Source organism: Novosphingobium sp. (genome assembly GCF_027486195.1).
Lineage (GTDB): Bacteria > Pseudomonadota > Alphaproteobacteria > Sphingomonadales > Sphingomonadaceae > Novosphingobium.
Window position 1 is genome coordinate 1 of record NZ_JAIXPP010000056.1, and the last position, 23577, is coordinate 23577.

Genomic DNA, 23577 nt, shown 5'->3' on the forward strand with positions numbered 1-23577 from the left:
AGCCACCAGACACAATTTGGCGGACAACCATCGATCCCCGATTTTCCTACCGGGGGACATGGCGTCCGTCTATGTTGGCGACCGGTGGAAGAAGAAGCAAAACCGCATCTCCCTGCCGGTGAACGGGCATATATGGAGGGGGTTCCGACCCGTCAACGGCTTTCTGCATTTTTTCTGCAACAAGTCGCAGACCGCCCGAAAACACGAGACTTTGCGAATGTTGCGCAGAGGTATGAGATCGACATCCCCCCGAATCGTCCTCCTGATTTGCGCGGATGTGCGAAGAATCGCATCCGAATCGCGTTCGTAAGCGAAACCTTAAGCGCCTCGGGTCTAGTCCGGATCGGACATGACCAGCGATTCCACCGACGCGACCCAGCCTGCGGCCATGCCGGGCACGGAGGGCGCCCCCTCCCTGCGCGCGCGTGCCGGAGCCCGCGTGTCCGTGATCGTGCCTGCCTATGGTGTCGCGCATCTGCTGGGTGAGGCGCTGACCTCCCTTCGGCGGCAATCGTTCACGGAGTGGGAATGCATCGTCATTGATGATGGTGCGCCGGATGACGTGGCAGGCGCCGTCGGCCCCTTCCTTGCCGATCCGCGCATCCGCTTTCTCGCCACTATGAACCAGGGCGTATCGACCGCGCGCAACACGGCGATCGCGGCCTCCACCGCGCCGCTGGTTGCTCTGCTCGATGGCGATGATCTGTTCCGCCCCGGCTACCTCGCCTCGGTTGTTCCGATTCTCGAGGACGATCCCGGCGTCAGGCTCGTCACCTGTAATGCGCTTATCTTCGGTGCCGTCGCGCGGTTGCGCACCTGCGTTGAGCAGCCCCAGCCGACACACGGCACACTTGCCCAAGTGCTCGATCGTTCCTTCAACGTCTATATCGGCACAACGTTCCGCCGCGCCGACTTCGATGCGATTGGCGGTTTCGATACGCGCATGGCGCAGTCGGAAGATTTCGATCTCTGGGTGCGCCTCATGATGCTCGGCGGCACGGCCCGCTATATAGACGCAGTGCTCGGCGAATACCGCGTCCGCCCCGGTAGCGCCTCGGCCAATGCGGGGCGCATGCTGCTCGGCAACATCCGCACCTATGAAAAGGCCCGTGCCGCGCTGCCCGCCGATGCGCCGGAAATCCCGCTGCTCGACCGGCTGCTGTTCGAAAGCCGCGCGGCGCTCGATTTCGAGCATGCTATAGATTGTATCGTTGATGGCGATACCCGGCGCGGGCTCGAGGCACTGCGCAACGCGCGCGGGCAAGTCGCCGGGCTGACCTGGCGCCTGTCCTTCACCTTGTGGCAGCTCTTCCCCGCGCTCGCGCGCCCGATGCTGCGCTGGCGCCGCCGTGCCCACAGTCGTGGGGCAGCCGGCTCTGCGGTCTATCCCAGCTTCCTAGAGTCCGAAGGTTGAGCTTGACCCGCACCGACCGCCTCCTTGCAGAGCTCGCCGAGCAGCCGCCTGTCATGTCCGTTCGCACGGCTGCTGCCTGGGCGCTGGTCTCGCAATACACTTCCTTCGCGATCCAATTTGCCACCAGCGTCGTGCTCGCGCGCTGGTTCATCACGCCGGCAGAGCTGGGCCTGTTCTCGATCGCCTTCGCGGCGATCACGCTGGTCGCCTTCCTGCAGGACTTTGGCGTCACCCGCTACATCAACGGTGAGCGCGATCTCACGGCGGACAAGCTGCACACCGCCTTCACCATCTCGGTAGCCTTCGCCTGGGGCATCGCGCTGCTGGCGATCCTCGCCTCCGGACCGATCGCCGACTTCTATCACGATCCCGCGATGCGCCCAGTCGCGCTCGTCATCGCCTGCTCTTATCTGCTTGTGCCCCTCGCAATCGTTCCGCAGGCGACCTGCCAGCGGCGGATGGACTACAAGTCCAACACCATGATCGAGGTCGGCTCCTCCGCCGCCAATGCCGGCGTGGCGATCACGCTGGCGCTCTTCGGCTATGGCGCGCTCGCGCTGGCGTGGGGCGCCTTTGCCCAGCAGGCTGCGCGGCTCATCGTCAGCCAGTGGCGAGCCGGCCTCATGCTACCCTGGCCGCTGCGGGTGGAAGGCGCGGCCCCCGTGTTCCGGCTCGGCGGCACCAACAGCGCGCAGGCTGTGTGCAACTCGATCACCGGCCGCGCGCCCGAACTCGTCATCGGCCGCCTGATCGACAACGCCGCCGTCGGCCTGTTTGCCCGCGCTTCCGGACTCGCCCTGCAACTGCGTCTGCTCGTCGCGGGCGCGGTGACCGGTGTGTTCTATCCCGCCTTCCGCCGCGTGCGCGATAGCGGAGAGCCGCTCGGCCCGCCCTACCTGCGCGTGGTTGCAGCTTATACCGGTGTGACCTGGCCGGCGATGGCGGGCATTGCGGTGCTGGCCGAGCCGATCATCCACCTTCTCTATGGGGAGCGCTGGCTTGCCGCCGCGCCGCTGCTCGGCTGGGTGGCGCTCTCGCAGCTCTGCTATGTCGCCCTCCCGCTCAACGGCGATCTCCCGCTGCTTTTGGACCGGATGCGCAGCCTCATCCGCCGCAATGTGCTCGAGACTGCCGCGTCGGTGCTGCTCCTCGCGCTCGCGGCGCCGTTCGGGCTTATCTGGGTTGCCATTTCGCGCTTTGCCCACGGCCTCGTGTTCATGGTCATCTACGCCCCGTTCATGCAGGAGATGCTCGGCTTCCGCTGGCGTGATCTGGCGGTGATCTACCTGCGCAGCCTCCTCGCCACGACTGCGGCGATCGCGCCGGTGCTGGTTGGCTATCAGCTCTGGGCTCCGGCGGCAGAGGCCGGCGCGATGCAGATGCTCGTCACCGCCGGCGCGGGCGCCCTGCTCTGGTTCATCGCGCTCCGCCTTATCGGCCACCCGCTGTTTGCCGAGATCATCGGCCTGCTGGGCGAACTTCTCGGCGCGCTGCGACACCGCCGCGCTCAGCCCGCAACACCCTGAAATCCATAGGCAGCGCCGCAGGAAAGGCGTATGCGTCTGCGCAGGAGAAGGACGCCATGGGTCTGCTCGCAATCCTTTCAGCCGGCGCGCTTGCGCTGGCGACGCCAGCACCGCTGCCTCCGGTCGAGACAGGTCCCGGCGGCATCGACATTGTGAAGGCCGATATCGACCGGCACGACCGGATGACCGTCCCCGTCCGCATCGGGCACAATGGCGGTCAGGCCGGCCCCTACGATTTCCTTGTCGATACGGGCGCCGAGCGCACCGTCCTTGCTCGCGATATCGCCACGCGGCTCCAGCTGCCGATGTCGGGCAAGGGGCTCCTCATCGGCATCGCCGGCACGCAAAGCGTCGACCTTGTCGAGATCGACGAGATCAACCTCGGCCGCCGCAGCTTCTACGGCCTCACCGCCCCGCTGCTCGAAGGCTACAACATCGGCGCAGACGGCATCATCGGGCTCGACAGCCTGCAGGACCAGCGCGTCCTCCTCGATTTCGCCAAGAAGCGCATGAGCATCGGCGATGCGATCCAGCTCGGCGGCAGCCGCGGGTTCGAGATCGTGGTGCAGGCGCGCCGCCGCTCGGGCCAGCTGATCATGACCAACGCCCTGATCGACGGCGTGCGCACCGATATCGTGATCGACACCGGTTCCGACACCTCGATCGGCAACCGCGCCCTGCAAAAGGCGCTGGCCCGTCGCCACAAGGGCGAGACGACCGAACTCCAGTCTGTCACGGGGCAGACGATCATCGCCGATCTCGCAATGGCCAAAACCGTGAAGCTCGGCACGATGACGATGAGCAATTCGATGCTCGTCTTCGCCGACACCCCCGCCTTCGACAAACTGGAGCTGGTCAAGCGCCCGGCGATGTTCATGGGCATGAACCAATTGAAGCTGTTCCGCCGCGTCGCCATCGATTTCTCGACCAAGCGGATCCTGTTCGATCTGCCCGACAACGCCGAGATTCCGATCCGGTTCTGAGGCGCGCGCGTCCGCCGGTATACTGAGCCCATCACTGAGCTCGCTCACCCTGAGCCTGTCGAAGGGTGCTGGCGCGACGGTCGTGCACGACGCTTCGACCAGCACAGCATGAGCCGGATCGCGATTTGGCACCCCATTCCCACTGGCGAAACCCGCCAAAGCCCCTATCTGGGAACCATGCCGCCAGATACCGCAACCAACAATGCCGATGCCCGCCACGATGGCTGGGGAACGCTTCGCCGCTTCCTGCCCTATCTCTGGCCCCGCGATAATCCGGCGCTGAGGGCGCGGATCATCGGCGCCACGCTGCTCATCCTCGCCGCCAAGGCGACCACGCTTGCGCTGCCCTATGCCTACAAGCGCGCGATCGATGCGATGAGCCTGCCGGGCACGACGCCGGGAACGGCAGGCGGCGCCTATGCCGTCGCGCTGGCCTTCGTGCTCGCCTATGCGCTCGGCCGCTTCTCCGGCGTCGCCTTCGACAACATGCGCAACATAGTGTTCGAGCGCGTCGGGCAGGACGCCACGCGCGCTCTGGCGGAGGACGTGTTCAGCCGCCTCCACAAGCTGTCGCTGCGCTTCCACCTCGCCCGCCGCACCGGCGAAGTTACCAAGGTGATCGAGCGCGGCACCAAGAGCATCGACGTGATGCTCTATTTCCTCCTCTTCAACATCGCCCCCACGGTGATCGAGCTCGCTGCCGTCGCGATCATCTTCTACATCAGCTTCGGCTGGCCGCTGGTTGCCGCGACAGCTCTCGCCGTCGTGCTCTATGCCTGGACCACGCGCACCATCACCGAATGGCGCAATGCCCTGCGTGAAAGCATGAACCGGCTCGACGGGCAGGCGATGGCCCGCGCGGTCGATTCGCTGCTCAACTATGAAACGGTGAAGTACTTCGCCGCCGAAGCGCGCGAGGAAGCCCGCTACGCGCAGGCCACCCGCGCCTATGCCGATGCCGCGGTGAAGAGCGAGAACTCGCTCGGCCTGCTCAACATCGCGCAGGCGCTCATCGTCAATCTGCTGATGGCGGGCGCGATGGCCTACACCGTGTGGGGCTGGGCCAAGGGCCACCTCACGGTCGGCGACGTCGTCTTCGTCAACACCTACCTTACCCAGCTATTCCGCCCGCTCGACATGCTCGGCATGGTCTACCGCACCATCCGCCAGGGCCTGATCGACATGGCCGCGATGTTCAAGCTGATGGACGAGCCGCAGGAAGTGGCCGACGCGCCGGGAGCCCCAGCACTCCTCGTCCGCCAGCCCGCGGTCGTGTTCGACAACGTCACGTTCGGCTACGATCCTGATCGCACGATCCTCCACGGCCTCACGTTCGAGATCCCCGCCGGCAGCAAGGTCGCCATCGTCGGCCCCTCGGGCGCGGGCAAGTCGACCATCGCGCGCCTGCTGTTTCGCTTCTACGATCCGCAAGCCGGCCGCATCCTGATCGACGGGCAGGACATCCGCCTCGTCACCCAGAAGTCCCTGCGCGCGGTGCTCGGGATCGTTCCGCAGGATTCGGTGCTGTTCAACGATACCATCGGCTACAACATCGCCTATGGCCGCGACGGCGCGATGCTGCCTGATGTCGAAGCCGCCGCCCGCGCCGCTGCGCTCATGCCGCTGATCGAACGCCTGCCCAAGGGGTTCGAGACCGAAGTCGGCGAACGCGGCCTCAAGCTTTCGGGCGGCGAAAAACAGCGCGTTGCCATCGCGCGGACGCTGGTAAAGAACCCGCCCATCGTCCTCTTCGACGAAGCGACCAGCGCGCTCGATACCCGCACCGAGCAGGACATCCTTTCCACCATGCGCGGGCTTGCCGAACAGCGCACCACGATCTCTATCGCGCACCGCCTTTCGACCATCGCCGATTCGGACCGCATCTTCGTGCTCGATCAGGGCCGCCTTGTCGAAAGCGGCGGCCACCTCGAACTGCTCCGCCGCGATGGGCTCTATGCCGAAATGTGGAACCGGCAGGCCGCCGAACAGGGCGATCTCAGCGAAGCGGCGGAGTAAGGCACGCGGGCGATGCTTACTCTCGCCCTGCTCCTCCTGGCCGCACAGGTCGAACCGCCCGCCCCGGTCCCCGCCCCGGTCCCCGCCGCGCCAGTCCCCGCCGCGCCGGTTCCTTGCGCCACCAATGGCGGCCTCCTCCCCGGCTCAGGCCTGTGCCGAACCGATGCACTCACTCGTCTACCGCGCAGCGAATGGACTGCCCCGCAAGGCTGCGACGTAACTGCGCAGGAAGCCCGGCTCACCGGCGGACGCTGGCTGCTCTACGCCGCCTTGCGCTGCGGTGAGAAAAGCGTCCGGCTGGAGGTGACACCGCAGCAGGGCGGCGCCCTCGTGCTGCGCTACGCGGAAACCGCCCGCAATCCGGAACTCATGGGCCGCAAAGCGCTTACCATCGTCGAGGGCCACCCGGCTGCAGAGCATCTCGCGGTCTACACCCTCGTCATTGCCGGCCTGCCGCGCGAACAGGCCCAGCGCTGCGCCCTGCGCACGCCGCCTGCGCCCGGCTACCCCCATGACGCGTTCGTCTTCGATCTGCCCGCCACCGAATCGCGCCAAAGTGCCGCGCTCGATCAACCCTGCGGCCCCTACAGCCGCTCCGCCTGGCCCGACACCTACTGGCGCCTGCTTGGCGGCATTGGCATCTTCTACCAGTCGAATGGCGAGAGGCCCGAGTTCGATCCCGCTAGCCTCACGGTCTACAAGCCGGGCAGCTGATTCTTCACCCCGCCTGCCAAGCGTCCCTCACTTCACCACGTCAGCCTCATGCCACACCACTGCCTGCGCGGCCTTCATGCAGCCGCCTTCCTCATCCCAGGTGATCGTGGGCGATCCATAAAGCCGCCATCCCTGCATCAGCGCATCGGAAACGCGCTCGCAAAAGGCGCGGTCGTCCTTGCCGGTGAGAAGGCGGTAGATCGGGCGGTCTTCAGGCGTCGTGTACATGTCCGCACCATAGGGCAATAAACCCGCCCGCGCACCGGCAATCCTTGCATTCCCCATCACTTGGGGCAGGCTCTGCCCTGCGGAGGGCATCGATGGGCGGCATGACGGCAAACGGTACAAGCGAAAACAGCGATCTGTTCGGCCAACCCAAGGGCCTATGGGTCCTCGCCGGCACCGAACTGTGGGACCGCATCTCGTTCCACGGCATGGTCGCGATGCTCGTGCTCTACATGACCGGCGACTTGCTGCTCGATCCCGCCCGCGTCGCCACTGTCATCGGCTTCCCGGCCTTCCGCGCCTTTCTCGAAGCCACCTCCGGACCGCTCGGCGCGCAGGCGCTCGCGCTCCAGACCTTCGGCTACTACTACGCCTGCGTCACCGGCTTGCCCTTGCTCGGCGGCTGGATCGGCGACCGCGTAACCGGCCGCAAGCTTGCCGTCGGCGGCGGTGCTGCGCTGATGACGGCGGGCCACTTCGCGCTCGCCTTCGATCGCACCTTCCTCATCGCGCTGGTCCTCCTGATGTGCGGCGCGGGGCTGCTGCGCGGCAATCTCTCGGCGCAGATCAAGTCACTCTATGCCGATGGCGACCCGCGCGAGGTCAACGCGTTCCAGTACTACTACCTCGGCATCAATTTCGGCGCAGCCGCCGCACCGATTCTCAGCGGTAGCGTCGCCGCGATCTGGGGTTGGCACGCCGGTTTTGCCGTCGCCGGCTTCGGCATGCTGATCGGCCTCGTGGTCTATCTCGGCGGCGGCCGCTGGCTCCCCGCCGAGCAGCAGCGCGCCCGCCAGCCCTCGGGCGAGCGCCCACCCCTCACCCCCGGCGAACGCCGCCGCGTGGTGGGTCTCCTCCTCATCTGGCCACTGGTGGTGGGATACTGGACGGCGCAGGCGCAGATCTGGAACGTCTACAACATCTGGCTACGCGACAGCGTGGACCTGAATGTCGGCGGCTTCTCCGTTCCCGTCCCGTGGTTCCAGTCGCTCGATGGGCTTGCTCCGGGCCTGTTCATCCCGCTCGTCCTGTGGATCTGGTCGATGCAGGCCAAGCGCGGACGCGAGCCCGATGTGCTCACCAAACTCGCCATCGGCAGCGTGATCTTCGGCCTCAGCGTGGGTCTGCTCGCTGCGGGGCCGCTCCTCGCCAACGGCGCAGGCCGCGCCCCCATCGCGCTCCCGCTGCTCTTCCACGTGACCTCGAATTTCGGCGCGATGTACTACGCGCCCGTCATCCTCGGCCTCTACGGCACCCGCGCCCCGCAAAGCCTGCGCGGCACGCTGGTCGGTGTCTGCATGCTCGCCGTCGCCGCCGGGAGCATCCTGAGCGGCTGGATGGGCGGGCTTTACGAAAGCATGGGACCCGCCGGCTTCTGGTTGCTCAACGCGGCGATCTGCACCGGCGCCGGGCTCGGCATCCTGCTCGGCGCGCCGCTGCTTGGCCGCCTGCTCGCGCAGGACGAGGCCTAGAGGATATACTTCGATAGGTCCGTATTCCCCGCCAGCCCCGCCAGCTTGCCCGCCACATAGGCCGCGTCGATCGTCACCGTCGTGCCGCGCCGGTCCTCGGCCTCGAAGCTCACTTCCTCGAGCAGCTTTTCCATTACCGTCTGCAGCCGCCGCGCGCCGATGTTCTCGACGCTCTCGTTCACTTGCGCAGCCGTGCGCGCCACCGCGCGGATCGCATCGGGGGTGAAGTCCACGGTCACCTCCTCTGTGCCCAGCAACGCGCGGTACTGCTCGACAAGGTTCGCCCGCGTCGAGGAGAGGATATGCACGAAGTCATCCTCGGTCAGAGCCGTCAGCTCCACCCGGATCGGCAGGCGCCCCTGCAGTTCGGGCAGCATGTCGCTGGGCTTCGCCACATGAAACGCGCCCGAGGCGATGAACAGCACGTGGTCGGTCTTCATCGGCCCGTACTTCGTGGCAACGGTCGTGCCCTCGATCAGCGGAAGCAGATCGCGCTGCACACCCTCACGGCTCACCGAACCGCCGCGCACGTCGCTCACCGCGATCTTGTCGATCTCGTCGATGAACACGATGCCATTGGTTTCGGCATTGATCAGCGCCGCGCGCGCGACATCGTCCTGATCCATGCGCTTCTCGGCTTCTTCGTCGACCAGCTTGTCCCAGGCATCCGCTACCCGCAGCTTGCGCCGCTTCAGAGGCTTCTGCCCGAAGGCCTTGCCCATCATCTCGGACAAGTTGATCATGCCGACACCGCCCTGCATGCCGGGAATTTCCATGGCCTTTGCGGGCTGGTCCTCTACCTCGATCTCCACCTCGACGTCGTTCATCGCACCTTCGCTGATCCGCTGGCGAAAGCTCTCGCGCGTCGCCTCGCTTGCGCCGTCGCCCACCAGCGCCTTCAGCAGCCGGTCCATCGCCGCCTTGCTCGCCGCCTCGCGCACCGCCTCGCGCCGCCGATCCTTCTCCAGCCGCACCGCTTCCTCGACCAGATCGCGCGCAATCTGCTCAACATCGCGGCCGACATAGCCGACCTCGGTGAACTTGGTCGCCTCCACCTTCACGAACGGCGCTTCGGCCAGCTTCGCCAGCCGCCGGCTGATCTCGGTCTTGCCGCAGCCCGTCGGCCCGATCATCAGGATGTTCTTCGGCGTCACTTCATCGCGCAGTTCCGGCGGCAATTTCTGCCGCCGCCAGCGATTGCGCAGCGCCACCGCCACCGCACGCTTGGCATCGGCCTGGCCGACAATATGCGCATCAAGCGCGGCAACAATGGCTTTGGGGGTCAGGGTTTCAATCATTGGATACCTCTTGCTCTCTCCCCTTCAGGGGAGAGATACGAAGACTTGGCAGCTTGCTGCCTAGTCGGAGTTGAGAGGGGACTGCGGCGCTTGCCCCTCTCCCAACCCTCTCCCCTGAAGGGGAGAGGGCTAGTGGTTTGGGGTTCAAATCTCTTCGACCGTCACGCGGTCATTGGTGAAGACGCAGACTTCCGCCGCCACCTGCATGGCCCGCCGCGCGATTTTCTCGGCATCGTCCTCGTAAGGATCGAGCGCCTTGGCGGCCGCCAAAGCATAGTTCCCGCCAGAGCCAATCGCTGCGATTCCGCCTTCGGGCTCCAGCACATCGCCGTTGCCGGTCAGGATCAGCATTGTCTCGGCATCGGCAACGATCATCAGCGCTTCAAGGTTGCGCAGATACTTGTCGGTGCGCCAGTCCTTGGCAAGCTCCACTGCCGCGCGCATCAGCTGCCCCCGATGCTGCTCCAGCTTGCGCTCCAGCCGCTCGAACAGGGTGAAAGCATCGGCGGTCGCTCCAGCAAAACCGGCGATAACCTTGCCTTCCCCGATGCGCCGAACCTTGCGCGCATTGGGCTTCATCACGGTGTTGCCCATGGAAACCTGCCCGTCACCGGCGATGACGGTGCGGCCATTCTTCTTGACGCCGATGATCGTGGTGCCGTGCCACGCCGCGAGCCCGTGGGCTGAATGTCTGTCGTTCATGCGCCAGATATGGGGCGCACAAAATGCGGTTCAAGCGGGAGTCTTCTGCAGGCCTGTCGGCCTGAAGCGGCACCGGCCCGCTCCCCCGCCCGGCCACCCAACGAAATTGTACGCTGTGGGTGGCCGGGCGGGGGAGCGGGCCGGTGCCGCTTCTGTTTCAGCTAGGCTGAAACAGCAAGTAATCAGCTTCCGTTCGGCCCCGAACCCGTCGGCCCGCCGCCCTGGCCTGCCTGCCCGGGAATCGCGCCGACCGAGCCGATATTGCCGAACAGATCCTCGAAGAAGCTGCGCGTCCGGCCCAGCGTCGGGGTCTTGTGGCTATCGGGATTGAGCGCGACGACCTTCTCCATGCCGCGCCGCTCGACGGTCGCGACATTGCCCTTCTCGTCGAAGCTCACCATCAGCACGTTCTGCGTCTTGGCCTGCGGGCGCTTGAACGGGCGCTGCTTGGTATCGATCGATACGTAGTACCAGATCTGCTTGCCGAACTCGCTCTTGAAGGTCGGCTGTCCCAGCGAGCGCTCCACCGAAGTGCGGTTGTCGATCCCCGGCTGCACCGAACCCGTCAGCGCCGGATCGATCAGATAGCCGCGGTGATCCTTGATGCTGGCGCAGCCGCTGGCCATGAGCGCAAGCGCACCAAGCGCTGATGCCGCCCGCAGTTTCGTGTTCCAGCCCTTAACCAGCATGCGTCACTCCGAATTGGCCGGGCCGCCGGCTCATCGCCGTGCCCATCGGGGCGTTTGCCAATTGGCCCGCGCACCCTATATCGCCGTCTATCGCCACGTGCCTTACGGCGCACGGCGCGTTACTGCAATGGCGGACAGGCGCTTTCCCCGCCCTGAACCGCGCCGCAAGCCAAGAAGGAAAATCCCGCCCATGTCGCTCCTCGCCCGTCTGTTTGGCACCCGGCAAGACGATCGCGATACAGTGCGCGAGCTGTGGCACCGCGTCGTCGCCATCGCGCGCGAAAAGGAATGGTACCGCGATTGCGGCGTCGCCGATACGCTGGCGGGCCGGTTCGACATGATCACGCTGGTGCTCAGCCTCGTCATGCTGCGCATGGAGCACGAGGAAGCGCTGATCGCGCCTTCCGCCCGCCTCACCGAGCTGTTCGTGGAAGACATGGACGGCCAGCTGCGCGAACAGGGCGTGGGCGATGTCGTGGTCGGTAAGCATATCGGCAAGCTGATGGGCACGCTCGGCGGGCGCCTCGGCGCCTACCGTGCAGGGCTTTCAGGCGGTGAGGATGCCATGGCCGAAGCCGTGCGCCGCAATGTCACGCTCACTTCTGGCGCCGATCCGCTGGTCGTGGCGCAGCGCGCCCGCGCCTTTGCGGCCGGCCTCGCGCTCGTCCCCGGTTTCCGCGTGCTGGCGGGGGAAATCGGGCGATGAGCGCGCCCGCGCCGGAGTACAGCTACCCGGTCGATCTGCGCCAGATCACCGATGCGCCGCTCGTCCTCGTGCCCGATGAAGCCGCGCGCCGCCGCCTCGCGGGCCGCTTCGGCATCACCGCAATCCCCGCCATGGAAGCCAATGTTCAGTTGGTGCGTGAGGGAGAGCGGGTCACCGCCACCGGCCGCCTCGTCGCCGATGTCGTGCAGTCCTGCCGTATCTCGGCCGAGGACTTCCCCGTCCATATCGACGAGCCTGTCCACTTGCGCTTCGTGCCCCCGGTGGGCGAAATCACCCCGGACGAGGAAATCGAACTCACCGCCGATGCGTGCGACGAGATCGAATATGAAGGCAGCGCCTTCGATCTGGGCGAAGCTCTGGCCCAAACTCTCGCACTCGCCATCGATCCCTTCGCCGAAGGCCCGAACGCCGATGCCTTCCGCGCCGAACACGGCCTTGCCGGTGAAACCCCCATCGGGCCTTTCGCTGCGCTTGCCGCGCTCAAGAAGCAGGACTGAGCGCATGACGGAAAGCGGACCCCGGCGAGGCCCCGGCCAAGGCCACCGCGACCTCACCAAAGGTCCGATCCTCTCGACCCTCCTCATCTTCTCCGCGCCCACACTCGCCTCGAACATCCTTCAGGCGCTCAATGGCTCGGTCAATTCGGTGTGGGTGGGCCGTCTGCTTGGCGATTCCGCGCTGGCCGCCACCGCCAACGCCAACGTCGTGATGTTCCTCGTCTTTGCGGCCGTGTTCGGCTTCGGCATGGCCGCCACGGTCAAGGTCGGGCAGGCGTTCGGAGCCGGGCAGGTCGATGCCGCGCGTCGCACCTTCGGCAGCGCGATCGGCCTGTGTCTTGGCCTCAGCCTCGTCCTCGCGCCGCTGGGCTGGGTGCTCACCCCGCATCTTCTCCATGCGATGCGCACCCCGCCCGAGATTTTCGACTATGCGCTGACCTACCTTCGCCTGATCTTCGTCGCGATGCCCGCTTCCACGATTACAGTGATCGTCGGCATGGGCCTGCGCGGCGCCGGTGATGCGCAAACCTCGCTGCGCTTCATGATCGTTTCGGTCGTGCTTGATATCGCGCTCAACCCGCTGCTGATCGCCGGGTTCGGCCCCATCCCGCCTCTCGGCATCGCCGGTTCCGCGCTTGCCACGGCCATCGCGTCCTATATCGCCGCGCTCGGGCTCATCGTCTTCGTCTACGCGCGCAATCTGCCGCTGCGCCTGCGCGGACGGGAGCTCGCTTATCTCATCCCCCACCCGGCGGAGCTGCGCTACATCCTCGTCAAAGGTCTGCCGATGGGCGCGCAGATGCTGATGATTTCGGCTGCGGGCATCATCATGATCGGCTTCGTCAACCACGAAGGTGCGGTGACCAGCGCGGCCTACGGCGCTTCGCTGCAGGTCTGGACCTATCTCCAGATGCCCGCGATGGCGATTTCCGCGGCGCTCAGCGCGATGGCCGCGCAGACCATCGGCGCCGGGCTCGGCAACCGCCTTGGCAAGATCACCCGTGCCGGCCTCATCCTCAACACCACCATTACCGGCACGATGACCCTGCTGCTGCTCGGGTTCGATCGCCCGGTGCTCTCGCTGTTCCTCGGCCCCACCAGCCCTGCCGTCGATGCCGCGCGCCACATCCAGTTCCTCGCCAGCTGGAGCTATGTCTTGTTCGGCATGACGATTGTCCTGTTCGGCACGATGCGCGCCGGCGGCGTGGTGATCGCCCCGATCATCGTGCTCGCCATCGCGATGTACCCGGTGCGCATCGGCTTCTATTTCGCCGCCTATCCTGCGCTGGGCCCCGATGCGCTCTGGCTCTCCTTCCCGGTCGGCTCGGCCGCCGCGACGATCATGGCCACCATCGCCTACCGCCGCCCCGGTTGGCGAGCGAAGGCCCGCGCGGTCGACGAGGCCGAATGCAGCGAGGAATCGCAGGCGGACGGCGATTGCTCAGGCCGCATGGCGCCGGCGCTCTAAACGTCGGCAGGCAAGGGCTGCTATAGCCCTTGCACCCCACATCCCACCCTCGTCATTCCCGCGAAGGCGGGAATCCAGAGCGGCAGACGCTGCGGATTGGATGCTGGATTGCCGCCTTCGCGGGAATGACGAAAGGAGGAGGTGAGGAGGACCGCAGGCCCTCCCAAACCGTCAGCGCGACTGCGCGCGCCAACGCTGCACTGTCCGCTCCACGGCCATTTCCTCGCCGCCCGTCTTGCCCCACAGTTCGGAGAACGAGGGGTCCGCCGAAGCCGGGCGCAGATCGTTATGCAGTTCGTCGAACGCCACGCGGATCGGGATTGAAACGCCTTCGCCGCAGATGATGCACTCGCGGTTGCGCAGCGCCGGGATCGAATCGAGGAAGCCGCGCGCGCCTTCGGGCATCGCTGCCTTCACGAAGGCCTGATCGCGCTCGTTGTTGAGGCGCATCGCGATGATCGTGCCGCACTGGCTGAGCACGCCTTCGGCAAGGTCCGAAGGGCGCTGCGTGATGAGGCCCAGCGAAACGCCGTATTTGCGGCCTTCCTTGGCGATGCGCGAAAGGATGCGGCCCACGGACGAGCCGTCCGAGTTCTTCTCGGCCGGCACGTAGCGGTGCGCTTCTTCGCAGACCAGCAGGATCGGCCGGGTCTCCTCATCACGCGACCAGATCGCATAATCGAACACGAGGCGCGAAAGCACCGCGACCACGGTCGAGGTGACTTCCGAAGGCACGCCCGAAACGTCGATGATCGAGATCGGCTTGCCGTGCGAGGGCAGGCGGAACACCCGGCTGATGAACTCGGCCATGGTATCGCCTACCAGCATGCCGGAGAACATGAACTGATACCGCGGATCGCCGCGCAGTTCCTCGATCTTCGTCTTGATCCGCTGATAGGGCACCGAATTGTGGCCCTTGTCGAGCTTGCCCATCTCGTTGTTGAGAATGTTGATGAGATCGGAAAGCAGATAGGGAATCGGCGAATCGACCGTAATCTTGCCGATCTGTTCGGCCAGGCGATTGCGGTGGCGCGCCTGCAGCAGGCACTTGCCGAGAATGTCCGAATCGATCTGCCGGTCCGTCCCTGTCGAGGTGAGGAAGACTTCGCAGCACTCCTCGAAGTTCATCAACCAGTACGGCATGTTGAGGTTGTTGACGTCGAGCAGCTGGCCGTGGTTGCGGAAGGCCTGCATGTACTCGCCGTGCGGGTCGATCATAACGATATGACCTTCGGGGGCCAGTTCGCAGATGCGGTGCAGGATCAGCGCGGCGCTGGTCGATTTGCCGGTGCCGGTCGAACCCAGCAGCGCGAAATGCTTGCCCAGCAGCGCATCGACATAGAGCCCGGCACGGATGTCGCGCGTCGGGAACACCGTGCCGATGGTCACGTTGGTGCGCCCGTCCGAAGCGTAGATCTGGCGCAAGTCGGTGCTGGTCGCGGGATAGATCGGCGAGCCCGGCACCGGATAGCGCGTGACACCGCGGCGGAAACCGTAGATCTTGCCGGTCAGCCGCTCCTCGTCGCCTTCGCCGAGGAAATCGACAGCTGCGATGATGACGCCGTCGTTCCCGGCGGTCATGTCCTGCCGCTGGGTGCGCACGCTGGCCAGCAGCCACCCGGTGCCGACTCGGACCTTGAGCTGGCTGCCCACCTGCCCGGCGAGCGAGATCGAAGGATCGCCGTCCGCCATGCATTCTTCCAGCCGCGTCAGGTCCAGCGCGATCGAGCTGCCCGCGCCCGACACATCGAGCACATAGCCGATGGGGCGGCGAGCATTGTCGGTGACCGGGCGCGGCGCACCCCGCGCGTCGCTGCTGATTGCCGGACGCGCACCGTTCGCCGCGAGGTCGGCGGGCGTTGCCCTGCCGGCGCCCTCAAGGCCGTTGATGCTCATATCGCTCATTGCCACCTGATCCCCGCCTGAGAAGGCTTCGTGTAAGCAAGACCTAACCTTGGACGGTTAAAAACTGGCTAAATATTGAACTGGGCAGGATTGCTGCCAGCCGCCCCCGGGCGGTTCCTAGACCAGCGCAAACAGTCGGCCGGCTATCCAGCCCATCGAGATCGAGACGATCACCGCAAACAGGCCGTAGAAGAACCCGTTGCGCTCGGCATTATAGGCAACCACCCGCTCGAAGCCCTCTTTGCTCACCGTCACGCGCGAGATCGCCGAGGCAACCACCCGCCCGTCGCGCACTGCGAAGGTTTCGGCGGTATAGGTCCCCGTCTGCACGCTGGATGGCAACGAAATCCGTGCCTGGTAAAGCACCTGCCCGCTGATTTTCACCGCCCCCTCGTTCTCCTGATAGAGCCCTTGCCGCCGCATCAGATCGACAAGGCCTTCGGAAAACCGCTTTTGCTCGGCCGGATCGATCACCCCCACCGGCGAAAGCTGCAACCATTTGAGGCCCATTTCATAGATCGCCGCCGTCTTGCCATCGACCAGCGATGCCACCGGGTGCGAGGACGCAAGCGCATAGAAGCTCGGCGCGGAACGGAACTCGGTGCTGTCGGCATTGACCCAGATGCCCGCAACCTTGCGCTTCTCGCGCACCACGATCGAGCGGGCGGGTCCTTCCAGCAGGACGACGATCTCGTAATCCCCCGCCGCCCGCGCGCCTTCGGGGGTCAGGATCGCACCGAACAGCAGCAGGTCGGCCCCGGTAAAGCCCTGGCGCACCTGAATCTCGTGCTGCGAGATCTCCGGCACGAGGATGGGATTTCGCGCACCCGTGCAAAAGGCCAGCACCAGCAGCAGTGCGGCAAGGCGCGCGATCACCGCGTCACCCCCGTCATTGGGTCACCACCGTATAGATCTCGTCCGGCCGGTAGCCGAGCCCGAGCGCCATGCGGATCGCGACGCCCAGCACGATAATGGCAAGAATCAGGCGCAGATGTTCGGGCTTGGCCTTCTGCGCAAACTGTGCGCCGACTTGCGCGCCCGTCACCGAACCGATCAGCAGCATCACCGCCAGCACGATATCGACCGCGCGCGTTGTCAGTGCGTGCATCATCGTGGTCGCCATGGTCACGAACAGGATCTGGAACAGCGAGGTGCCGACCACCACCGTCACCCCCATGCCGAGGATGTAGAGCATGGCGGGAACGAGGATGAACCCGCCGCCGATGCCCATCAGCATCGTGAGAATGCCTGTGAACATCCCCAGCAGCAACGGCGCCAGCGGCGAGATGTAGAGCCCCGAGCGATAGAACCGCCAGCGCAGCGGCAGGCTGGCGACGAGCGGATGATGCCGCCGCTTGCGCGCAGGCAGCGGCTTTCCGCTGCGCTCGGCCCTCAGCGCGCCGAGGCTTTCGTGCGCCATCAGGGAGCCGATCCCGCCGAGCATCAGCACATAGAGAATGTTGATCACCGTATCGATCTGGCCGAGCGCTTGCAGCAGGCGGAACAGCAGCGCGCCAAGGCCCGTGCCGATCACGCCGCCTGCCACCAGCACGCCGCCCATCTGGTAATCGATCCCGCCGCGCCGCGCATGGGCAAACGCGCCCGAAACGCTTGCGCCCGTCACCTGGCTCGCGGCGGAGGCCGCCGCCACGGTGGGCGGCACGCCGTAGAATATGAGGAGCGGCGTTGTCAGGAAACCGCCGCCCACGCCGAACATGCCCGAAAGCAGTCCCGTCAGCGCACCCAGCGCAACGATGACAAGGCCATTGACCGAAAGATTCGCGATGGGGAGGTAGACATCCATCCTGACGGAGAGGCTAGCCGTTCCGCCGCCACTTGGAAACGTTGGCGCGGCGGTTTTTCCCGATCAGAATCCCGCCGCCACCGTCAGCGCCGGTCCCGATCCCGGCTCGGCTCGTCCGGCAACGCGAAAGCGCCAGTCCACGCCGACCCTCACGCCGATCCGCCGCGATGGCGGGCCCACCATGGTCCGCAACTCGATGCGCGGCCCCACATCGAGCCGCGCTGCCCCGCGCTGGCCGCCGCTCCAGACCCCGCCACCTGCGCTGACCTGCGCGCCGAGCAGCGGGCGCATCACCCGGCGCTGCAAGCTTGCGGAAAGGTCGTAGAACGGCGTCGCACCGCGCCCACCAGCCCAGCCGCCCTGCGCATAGGCCTCGGCCTCGATCCCCAGAGGCAGGCGCAGCGGCGGCAGTTCGGTCACGGCCATCACAACCGGACGCGTCCGTGTCTGGCCACTCTGCTCCTGCAGCCGCCATTCCCCCAGCACGGCAACCGGCAGACCCCGCAGCGGACGGACCATGAGGCCCAGCGCCGCTTCGTTCTGGCGCACCCGGTTGCCGAGCGCGCCCGAAACCCTGACGTAGGCTTGCGGCCGCAGCGCGCTCGCCGGCGCGAAGGCATAGCGCACCACGGCACCGGCCTGGCTACCGCCATAAGCCGCAGCCCCGGCTACCAGCGCCGGCGGCTGATCGCCCGCGCGCACCAGGAGCCAGCCATCAGCGGACCAGCGACGCATGCGCGGCTGCCCCTGCGCGCGCCGAGTTTGTTCGGCTTCGCGGCGCGGCCCAGCGACATAGGCCACGCGCGGCCTGCGGAGGTCCTCCCCGCCCGTCTCCTGCACCTGATAGGCGGCGACTAGTTCACCTGCGGCCATATCCGCCCCGGAGCGCGGCAAGAGCCCGGCGTGCCGGTTCTCCACTGGCCGACCGAAATCGGCAGCGCTCGTTTGCGGATAGCGCCGCACCCCGGCAGTGCCGGTGCGACGAGGCATGTTCGGCACGGCCAGCGTGGCAAGGCCGGCGTTGTGTCGGCCCGGTCCAGCCGAAGCGCCGGGCTGCAGCGCAAGTGCGGGCGGGCGCAGCGGCGGCGCAAGGCGGGCGAGCTGCGGTTTGTCCGCCGCGAGATCACCCTCCAGCGCGATGAAGGTCATCCGTATGGAGATCCAGACGGCAAGGATCAGCGCAAGCGCAATGACCGGCTGGCCGCGCGAAATCCTGCTCCCATGTTCCACTATGCTGCCGCGCGGCGTCATCCCGGCGCCGAATTCAGCGAACCGGGGCGAGCGCGGGATGGCTCAGGTGAACGGTATGGTCCCACTTGACCCGGCCGCTGTGAAGCGAAACGAGATAGGCCGCCAGGGCGCGCCGACCGGCCATGATCGCGATCACATTGGCCAATGGCATCCGCAGCACGGCCATGATCCCCTCGCCCAGCGAATACTCATGCGCCGTGAACACCGCGCGCAGCAGGCAACGCCAGGCAAGGCCAGCAAAGTTGGCTATCAACAGCACCTCCAGCAGCGGATCGATCGGATGCGGCTGATAGAACCCCAGCTGCGAGGCAATGAACAACACAGGCGAAATGATCAGCAGCATATAGGCCGCTGCCAGCACGATGGCGGTCAGCGGCGCGCGGCGATCGCGCAGCCGCATCCACAGTTCGAGCGGGCGCCCATCCCAGCCCAGCCGGTCCCAGCCTTGGAACGCAATGCCATGCATCCACCGCGTCTTCTGCCGCACGGAAGAGCCAAGGCCGGCGGGAAAGAACTCGCGCGTCGCCACCAGCTTCCCTTCGCCATCGCGCATGCGCACGAACTTCGCCGCCCCGCCGATCTGCCTGACAAGCAGGCCGCACTCATAATCCTCGGTCAGGCATTCGGCGGCGAACGGCGCCTCCGTCCCGCGCCGGGCCGCGATGGCTTCCACCGAAGCGCGGCTGAAGGCGCAGCCCACGCCCGCCGAAGGCAGGCCGACGCCCAGCCAATCGCGCACCACCATGGCCTTGCCGTGGGATTCGGCGAACTCGTCGCAATAGTGGCCAGCGATCCAGCGCGATCCCGCTTGCGGCTCGGGCCGAACCGGCAGTTGCACGAAGTCGGCATCGTCGAGCCCGCGATCGAGCAGCGCGAGGGCGGCGGGATGAACCATGTCCTCCGCATCGTGCAGGATCACGCTGCGCGCGCGGAAGCCGCCGCGCGTTTCGTCCTCGATCAGCGCGGCATAGAGCCGGTTGAGGCAATCCGCCTTGGTCGTCGGGCCCGCGCAATCATGCACCACGATGCGCAGCCGCGGATCGCGCGCCGCCGCCAACATCGCCATCAGCGTCGCGGGATCGTTGCGATAGCATCCGGCGTAGATGCGCAGGTCCTGCTGCGGCCAGACCCTGAGCGTGTGCGTCAGCATCGCGCCCACCACGGCCGCTTCGTGCCAGGCCGGAACCAGCACCGCGGCAACCCCGCGCAAAGGGGCGTCGCAGTCCACCGGCGCCTTGCCGGTGTGGACCCTGCCGGTCAGCCGCAGCCAGAGCCACAGGAGGTCGATTCCGAGTTCATCGAGGGTGCCCACCGCGAACCAGATCGCAGCGAACAGAAGAAGTTCATGCTCGGCACGGCCAAGCCACTCCAATGCCGTGTAAAACGGCGTCATTTGCTTGCCCTCGCGCCGAAAGAGGCACTATCCCTTAGGTTCAAATTACGCCCGAATACCTAATGTGGCAACGACACCAGACCTAAGGATTGGTTCGAGAATGGCGAGAAACCTTGGTTCTGGCGGGCTTCGCAGCAAGCTGGCAGCGAGCGAGGCGGCACCGGGTCTGGTGCTCATGGCCTGCGCTGCGGTGGCGCTTGTTCTGGCCAATTCGCCGCTCGCCCATGCGTGGCACGATCTCTTCCTCCATCCGCTGCGGTGGAGCCCGGTGGCCCGGCTCGAGAACCTGCACGAGTGGATCAACGATGGCTTGATGGCCGTGTTCTTCCTTGTCGTTGGCCTTGAAATCAAACGGGAATTCATGATGGGCGCGCTGGCTGACAACGCCCGCCGCCGCCTGCCCGTGATCGCAGCCTTCGCCGGCATGGCGGTTCCAGCCCTAGTCTATATCGGCGTGACAGGCGGCCAACCGGACCTCCGCAATGGCTGGGCCATTCCCGCCGCAACCGACATCGCCTTCGCGCTCGGCGTGCTGGCCTTGCTGGGCAGCCGAGTCCCGCCCTCGGTGCGGCTCTTCCTGCTCACGGTTGCCGTGGTCGATGATATCGGTGCCATCGCGGTTATCGCGGTGTTCTACACGGCCTCGCTTCAACTGGGCTGGATGATGCTGGGTATCGCGCTTTTCGCGGCAATGGTGGGGCTGAACCGATTCGGTGTGCGCGCGCTGCCGCCCTATCTGGTTCTGGCGTGGGCGCTATGGTTCGCGGTGCTGCATTCTGGCATCCACGCGACGGTGGCGGGCGTACTGGCCGCCTTCACCATCCCGGTCGCCCTCGATTCCCATGGGGACAGCCCGCTGCTGCGGTTGGAGCACGCCTTGGTGGGCGTGAGCGGCTTCCTGATCGTCCCGCTGTTCGGCCTTGCCAATGCCGGAGTGGCGCTGGGTGCGGGGGATCCGCTCGCGCCCCTCCCGCTGGGGATCGCGCTGGGCCTGATCGCGGGCAAGCAGGCCGGGGTCATGCTCGCGGTGCTTGGCTGCGAGCGGCTCGGCATCGCCGCCCGGCCCGCCGGCGCATCTTTCCTGCACCTCTGGGGCATGGCGCTGCTCTGCGGCATCGGCTTCACGATGAGCCTGTTCATCGGCGCGCTCGCTTTCACCGCTGCGCCGCAATTGGTCGAGGATGCCAAGCTCGGCGTGCTGGGCGGCTCGCTCATTTCGGCGCTGGCGGGGGCGGCGGTGCTGCGCATGGCCCCGCGCGTGGCGGCAGACTGATCGAAAATCGCGATCACCCTGACCCGGATTCCGGGTGAAACATCCCGGCCGAACGGGTGTAGTAGGGACCGCAACGCAGACTCGCACCGAAAGGACGAACGTGATGCCCGGCGACAACGCTTCCAAGGCCCTGATCGATACGCTCAATGGCCTCCTCGCTGATTACTTCGCGCTCTATCTCAAGACCAAGAACTACCACTGGCATGTGAAGGGCCCGCAGTTCCACGATCTGCACCTCCTGTTCGATGCGCAGGCCACCGAACTCTTCGCGCTGACCGACGTGATCGCAGAGCGCGTGCGCAAGAACGGCGGGGATACGCTCACCTCGATCGGCGCCATCGCCGGCCGCACCGCGATTGCGGACGACGACCGCAGCGGCGTCGATGCCATGGCCATGGTCGCCGCGCTGCGCGACGACAACGCGGCGCTGGTCGAGCGCATCCGCGCCGCCAAGGCCGCCGCGACCGAAGCGGGTGACAACGCCACCGAAGGCATGGCCGATGATTGGACCGATCAGGCCCAGCAGCGGGTGTGGTTCCTCAGCTCGATCCTCGGCTGACAGGCCTGCGATTCCGGTGTTTTCCCACCTGCCGCCCCCGCTGCACCGGGCGCTGCTGCGGATCGGCCAGCCGATTCGCCTGCGCTTGTGGGGCCTGATGCAGCGGGAAATGCGCGGGTGCGGCGTGCTTGCCTTTGATGGCAATGGGCGGCTGCTCATGGTGCGCCACAGCTACCACCAGCAGGATCGCTGGCTGCTGCCCGGCGGCGGGCTCGCGCGCGGGGAAGATCCGGTGGCTGCGGGCACGCGCGAACTGCTGGAGGAAGCGGGCTGCCGGCTGGCGGATGGCGTGTGGATCGGCACCGATCTGCGCCGGATGCCCGGCGGATGGCTCAACCGGATCGAGCTTATCTCGGGCCTCAGTGAAGGCACGCCCTGTGCCGATGGGCGGGAAATTGCCGAAGCGGGCTGGTTCGCGCTGGACGCCCTGCCGCCCAGCACCGGCGAAATTGTCCACACCGCTCTCGGCATCTGGCGGCAATGGCAGGCCTCAGAACGGTAGGCTGCCTTGCCCGGCTTCGTCCGCGCCCGCCGGAACCGGCGTGCTGCCCTCGCCTTCCAGCGCCGACAGCGTCAGCCCCATCAGCCGCACCGGCTGGTCCAATGGCAGCAGCGCATCGAGCAAGGCGCGCGCCGCCTCGGCAAATGTCTGCTCGTCCGCCACCGGCCCAGGCAGCGATCTGGCGCGGGTGATCGTACGAAACCCGGTGTCTTTGAGCTTGAGCGTCACCGTCCGCCCTTTGGCCCCGCTGCGCTCGATCCGCTCCCACACGATGCCGATGATCCGCTCCAGCGCTTCACGCAGCGCGGGGCCGCTGCCGATATCGCGCTCGAACGTCCGCTCGCCGCCCACCGATTTGCGCGGCCGGTCCGCGCGTACGCGGCGCAAATCGATCCCCCGCGCGGCGCGGTAGAGATAATCGGCCTGGCTCCCGAAATGCTGGCGCAGGAAGGCGAGATCGTGCCGCGCGAGATCGGCGCCAGACTCGATGCCCAGCGCTGTCATCTTTTCAGCGCCGCGCGGCCCCACGCCGTGGAAGCGCTTAACCGGCAGCGTGGCGACAAACGCCGCGCCCTCGCCCGGCCGGATCACACATAGGCCATCGGGCTTGTTCTGGTCGCTGGCGAGCTTGGCGAGGAACTTGTTGTACGAAACTCCCGCGCTCGCGGTCAGCCCGGTATCGGCGCGGATGCGCGCCCGGATCAGCTCGGCAATCCGGGTCGCCGATCCGATCCCGCGCAGATCGTCGGTCACGTCGAGATAGGCCTCATCCAGCGAGAGAGGCTCAACATGCGGCGTGAAGTGCAGGAAAATGGCGCGGATCTGCCGCGAGACAGCCTTGTAGACTTCGAATCGCGGTGGGCAGAAAATGAGGTCTGGGCAGAGCCGCGCCGCCCGCACCGATGGCATGGCCGATCGCACGCCGAAGACCCGCGCCTCATAGCTCGCTGCCGCCACGACCCCGCGCGCAGACGAGCCGCCGACCGCCACCGGCTTGCCGCGAAGCGCCGGATTGTCGCGCTGTTCCACACTCGCGAAAAAGGCGTCCATATCGATATGGATCACCTTGCGCAGACCGGTGGCGGTCTCCTCATCGTCCAGATCGGTGGGCGGCAGCGCGGACATGGGAGGCACCCTACCCCTTTTCGCAGTGCAGCAT

Annotated in this window: 22 protein-coding genes; 12 read left to right on the top strand and 10 right to left on the bottom strand. The window is 66.5% G+C overall.

Going from position 1 to position 23577, the window contains the following annotated elements; genetic code table 11:
• The first annotated feature begins 349 nt into the window (after window positions 1-349).
• The 5 genes from Q0071_RS10400 (at window position 350) to Q0071_RS10420 (ending at window position 6653) form a co-directional block, all read left to right on the top strand.
• Window positions 350-1414 (top strand): glycosyltransferase family A protein, encoded by a 1065-nt coding sequence (locus Q0071_RS10400; RefSeq protein ID WP_298168503.1) that lies wholly within the window; start codon window positions 350-352, stop codon window positions 1412-1414.
• A 2-nt stretch (window positions 1415-1416) separates the two neighbouring features.
• A complete protein-coding gene (locus tag Q0071_RS10405; protein ID WP_298168506.1) occupies window positions 1417-2940 on the top strand; it encodes a lipopolysaccharide biosynthesis protein in 1524 nt (507 codons plus the stop codon).
• 56 nt (window positions 2941-2996) lie between these two features.
• The gene (locus tag Q0071_RS10410) at window positions 2997-3923 is read left to right on the top strand and encodes an aspartyl protease family protein (protein WP_298168511.1); all 927 of its coding nucleotides are present in this window, start codon (window positions 2997-2999) and stop codon (window positions 3921-3923) included.
• 177 nt (window positions 3924-4100) lie between these two features.
• The gene (locus Q0071_RS10415; protein ID WP_298168515.1) at window positions 4101-5939 is read left to right on the top strand and encodes an ABC transporter ATP-binding protein/permease; all 1839 of its coding nucleotides are present in this window, start codon (window positions 4101-4103) and stop codon (window positions 5937-5939) included.
• Window positions 5940-5951: 12 nt separating this feature from the next.
• Window positions 5952-6653 carry a hypothetical protein gene (locus Q0071_RS10420; RefSeq protein ID WP_298168518.1) on the top strand — a complete coding sequence of 234 codons (702 nt, stop codon included), beginning with the start codon at window positions 5952-5954 and terminating at the stop codon, window positions 6651-6653.
• 27 nt (window positions 6654-6680) lie between these two features.
• On the opposite strand, the gene Q0071_RS10425 is transcribed toward Q0071_RS10420, so the two are convergent.
• Window positions 6681-6881, bottom strand: coding sequence for a DUF1737 domain-containing protein (locus Q0071_RS10425; RefSeq protein WP_298168521.1), 201 nt, complete (start codon window positions 6879-6881; stop codon window positions 6681-6683).
• 92 nt (window positions 6882-6973) lie between these two features.
• Between Q0071_RS10425 and Q0071_RS10430 the strand changes: the two genes are divergently transcribed.
• Window positions 6974-8350, top strand: coding sequence for a peptide MFS transporter (locus tag Q0071_RS10430; RefSeq protein ID WP_298168524.1), 1377 nt, complete (start codon window positions 6974-6976; stop codon window positions 8348-8350).
• On the opposite strand, the gene hslU is transcribed toward Q0071_RS10430, so the two are convergent.
• The 3 genes from hslU to Q0071_RS10445 all read right to left on the bottom strand — a co-directional run bounded on the left by hslU (window position 8347) and on the right by Q0071_RS10445 (window position 11039).
• Window positions 8347-9648 carry an ATP-dependent protease ATPase subunit HslU gene (hslU, locus tag Q0071_RS10435; RefSeq protein ID WP_298168527.1) on the bottom strand — a complete coding sequence of 434 codons (1302 nt, stop codon included), beginning with the start codon at window positions 9646-9648 and terminating at the stop codon, window positions 8347-8349. The two genes, Q0071_RS10430 and hslU, sit on opposite strands and share 4 nt — an antisense overlap.
• A gap of 144 nt (window positions 9649-9792) precedes the next feature.
• Entirely contained in the window at window positions 9793-10350 is a 558-nt protein-coding gene (gene hslV, locus Q0071_RS10440) for an ATP-dependent protease subunit HslV (protein WP_298168530.1), read from the bottom strand.
• Between the two features lie 182 nt (window positions 10351-10532).
• Complete coding sequence (locus tag Q0071_RS10445) at window positions 10533-11039, bottom strand: outer membrane protein assembly factor BamE (RefSeq protein ID WP_298168532.1); 507 nt, start codon at window positions 11037-11039, stop codon at window positions 10533-10535.
• Window positions 11040-11229: 190 nt separating this feature from the next.
• On the opposite strand from Q0071_RS10445, the gene Q0071_RS10450 reads away from it, so the two are divergent.
• Genes Q0071_RS10450 through Q0071_RS10460 form a run of 3 tightly spaced genes read left to right on the top strand, consistent with a single transcriptional unit; the run spans window position 11230 to window position 13731 of the window.
• On the top strand, window positions 11230-11745 hold the full coding sequence (locus Q0071_RS10450; RefSeq protein WP_298168534.1) for a ubiquinol-cytochrome C chaperone family protein: 516 nt from the start codon (window positions 11230-11232) through the stop codon (window positions 11743-11745).
• On the top strand, window positions 11742-12263 hold the full coding sequence (locus Q0071_RS10455) for a DUF177 domain-containing protein (RefSeq protein ID WP_298168537.1): 522 nt from the start codon (window positions 11742-11744) through the stop codon (window positions 12261-12263). The genes Q0071_RS10450 and Q0071_RS10455 overlap by 4 nt, the downstream gene beginning before the upstream one ends.
• 4 nt (window positions 12264-12267) lie before the next feature.
• Window positions 12268-13731: an MATE family efflux transporter gene (locus Q0071_RS10460; protein WP_298168541.1), complete on the top strand. Its 1464-nt coding sequence runs from the start codon at window positions 12268-12270 to the stop codon at window positions 13729-13731.
• Window positions 13732-13902: 171 nt separating this feature from the next.
• Here the strand turns inward: Q0071_RS10460 and Q0071_RS10465 are convergent, their stop codons facing one another.
• The 5 genes from Q0071_RS10465 to Q0071_RS10485 all read right to left on the bottom strand — a co-directional run bounded on the left by Q0071_RS10465 (window position 13903) and on the right by Q0071_RS10485 (window position 20084).
• Window positions 13903-15636, bottom strand: coding sequence for a DUF87 domain-containing protein (locus Q0071_RS10465; RefSeq protein ID WP_298168544.1), 1734 nt, complete (start codon window positions 15634-15636; stop codon window positions 13903-13905).
• Window positions 15637-15753: 117 nt separating this feature from the next.
• Window positions 15754-16512 carry a TIGR02186 family protein gene (locus Q0071_RS10470; RefSeq protein WP_298168547.1) on the bottom strand — a complete coding sequence of 253 codons (759 nt, stop codon included), beginning with the start codon at window positions 16510-16512 and terminating at the stop codon, window positions 15754-15756.
• 13 nt (window positions 16513-16525) lie between these two features.
• Entirely contained in the window at window positions 16526-17440 is a 915-nt protein-coding gene (locus Q0071_RS10475; protein ID WP_298168550.1) for a sulfite exporter TauE/SafE family protein, read from the bottom strand.
• A 63-nt stretch (window positions 17441-17503) separates the two neighbouring features.
• A complete protein-coding gene (locus tag Q0071_RS10480) occupies window positions 17504-18589 on the bottom strand; it encodes a hypothetical protein (RefSeq protein ID WP_298168553.1) in 1086 nt (361 codons plus the stop codon).
• Window positions 18590-18704: 115 nt separating this feature from the next.
• The gene (locus tag Q0071_RS10485) at window positions 18705-20084 is read right to left on the bottom strand and encodes a glycosyl transferase family protein (protein WP_298168556.1); all 1380 of its coding nucleotides are present in this window, start codon (window positions 20082-20084) and stop codon (window positions 18705-18707) included.
• A gap of 100 nt (window positions 20085-20184) precedes the next feature.
• Here Q0071_RS10485 and nhaA point away from each other — a divergent pair, with 100 nt between their 5' ends.
• The 3 genes from nhaA to Q0071_RS10500 all read left to right on the top strand — a co-directional run bounded on the left by nhaA (window position 20185) and on the right by Q0071_RS10500 (window position 22418).
• Window positions 20185-21357, top strand: coding sequence for a Na+/H+ antiporter NhaA (nhaA, locus tag Q0071_RS10490; protein ID WP_298168559.1), 1173 nt, complete (start codon window positions 20185-20187; stop codon window positions 21355-21357).
• A 103-nt stretch (window positions 21358-21460) separates the two neighbouring features.
• Window positions 21461-21916: a DNA starvation/stationary phase protection protein gene (locus Q0071_RS10495; RefSeq protein WP_298168561.1), complete on the top strand. Its 456-nt coding sequence runs from the start codon at window positions 21461-21463 to the stop codon at window positions 21914-21916.
• Window positions 21917-21932: 16 nt separating this feature from the next.
• Window positions 21933-22418, top strand: coding sequence for an NUDIX domain-containing protein (locus Q0071_RS10500; protein ID WP_298168564.1), 486 nt, complete (start codon window positions 21933-21935; stop codon window positions 22416-22418).
• On the opposite strand, the gene dinB is transcribed toward Q0071_RS10500, so the two are convergent.
• Window positions 22407-23543 carry a DNA polymerase IV gene (gene dinB, locus Q0071_RS10505; protein WP_298168566.1) on the bottom strand — a complete coding sequence of 379 codons (1137 nt, stop codon included), beginning with the start codon at window positions 23541-23543 and terminating at the stop codon, window positions 22407-22409. The genes Q0071_RS10500 and dinB overlap by 12 nt on opposite strands.
• Window positions 23544-23577 lie beyond the last annotated feature (34 nt).

Coding starts and splice junctions, on each gene's coding strand:
- Q0071_RS10410 (WP_298168511.1), top strand. CDS start 2,997: ATGGGTCTGCTCGCAATCCTTTCAGCCGGCGCGCTTGCGCTGGCGACG.
- dinB (WP_298168566.1), bottom strand. CDS start 23,543: ATGTCCGCGCTGCCGCCCACCGATCTGGACGATGAGGAGACCGCCACC.
- Q0071_RS10430 (WP_298168524.1), top strand. CDS start 6,974: ATGGGCGGCATGACGGCAAACGGTACAAGCGAAAACAGCGATCTGTTC.
- hslU (WP_298168527.1), bottom strand. CDS start 9,648: ATGATTGAAACCCTGACCCCCAAAGCCATTGTTGCCGCGCTTGATGCG.
- Q0071_RS10485 (WP_298168556.1), bottom strand. CDS start 20,084: ATGACGCCGTTTTACACGGCATTGGAGTGGCTTGGCCGTGCCGAGCAT.
- hslV (WP_298168530.1), bottom strand. CDS start 10,350: ATGAACGACAGACATTCAGCCCACGGGCTCGCGGCGTGGCACGGCACC.
- Q0071_RS10480 (WP_298168553.1), bottom strand. CDS start 18,589: ATGACCTTCATCGCGCTGGAGGGTGATCTCGCGGCGGACAAACCGCAG.
- Q0071_RS10475 (WP_298168550.1), bottom strand. CDS start 17,440: ATGGATGTCTACCTCCCCATCGCGAATCTTTCGGTCAATGGCCTTGTC.
- Q0071_RS10465 (WP_298168544.1), bottom strand. CDS start 15,636: ATGAGCGATATGAGCATCAACGGCCTTGAGGGCGCCGGCAGGGCAACG.
- Q0071_RS10415 (WP_298168515.1), top strand. CDS start 4,101: ATGCCGCCAGATACCGCAACCAACAATGCCGATGCCCGCCACGATGGC.
- Q0071_RS10495 (WP_298168561.1), top strand. CDS start 21,461: ATGCCCGGCGACAACGCTTCCAAGGCCCTGATCGATACGCTCAATGGC.
- Q0071_RS10425 (WP_298168521.1), bottom strand. CDS start 6,881: ATGTACACGACGCCTGAAGACCGCCCGATCTACCGCCTTCTCACCGGC.
- Q0071_RS10450 (WP_298168534.1), top strand. CDS start 11,230: ATGTCGCTCCTCGCCCGTCTGTTTGGCACCCGGCAAGACGATCGCGAT.
- Q0071_RS10460 (WP_298168541.1), top strand. CDS start 12,268: ATGACGGAAAGCGGACCCCGGCGAGGCCCCGGCCAAGGCCACCGCGAC.
- Q0071_RS10400 (WP_298168503.1), top strand. CDS start 350: ATGACCAGCGATTCCACCGACGCGACCCAGCCTGCGGCCATGCCGGGC.
- nhaA (WP_298168559.1), top strand. CDS start 20,185: ATGGCGAGAAACCTTGGTTCTGGCGGGCTTCGCAGCAAGCTGGCAGCG.
- Q0071_RS10445 (WP_298168532.1), bottom strand. CDS start 11,039: ATGCTGGTTAAGGGCTGGAACACGAAACTGCGGGCGGCATCAGCGCTT.
- Q0071_RS10455 (WP_298168537.1), top strand. CDS start 11,742: ATGAGCGCGCCCGCGCCGGAGTACAGCTACCCGGTCGATCTGCGCCAG.
- Q0071_RS10420 (WP_298168518.1), top strand. CDS start 5,952: ATGCTTACTCTCGCCCTGCTCCTCCTGGCCGCACAGGTCGAACCGCCC.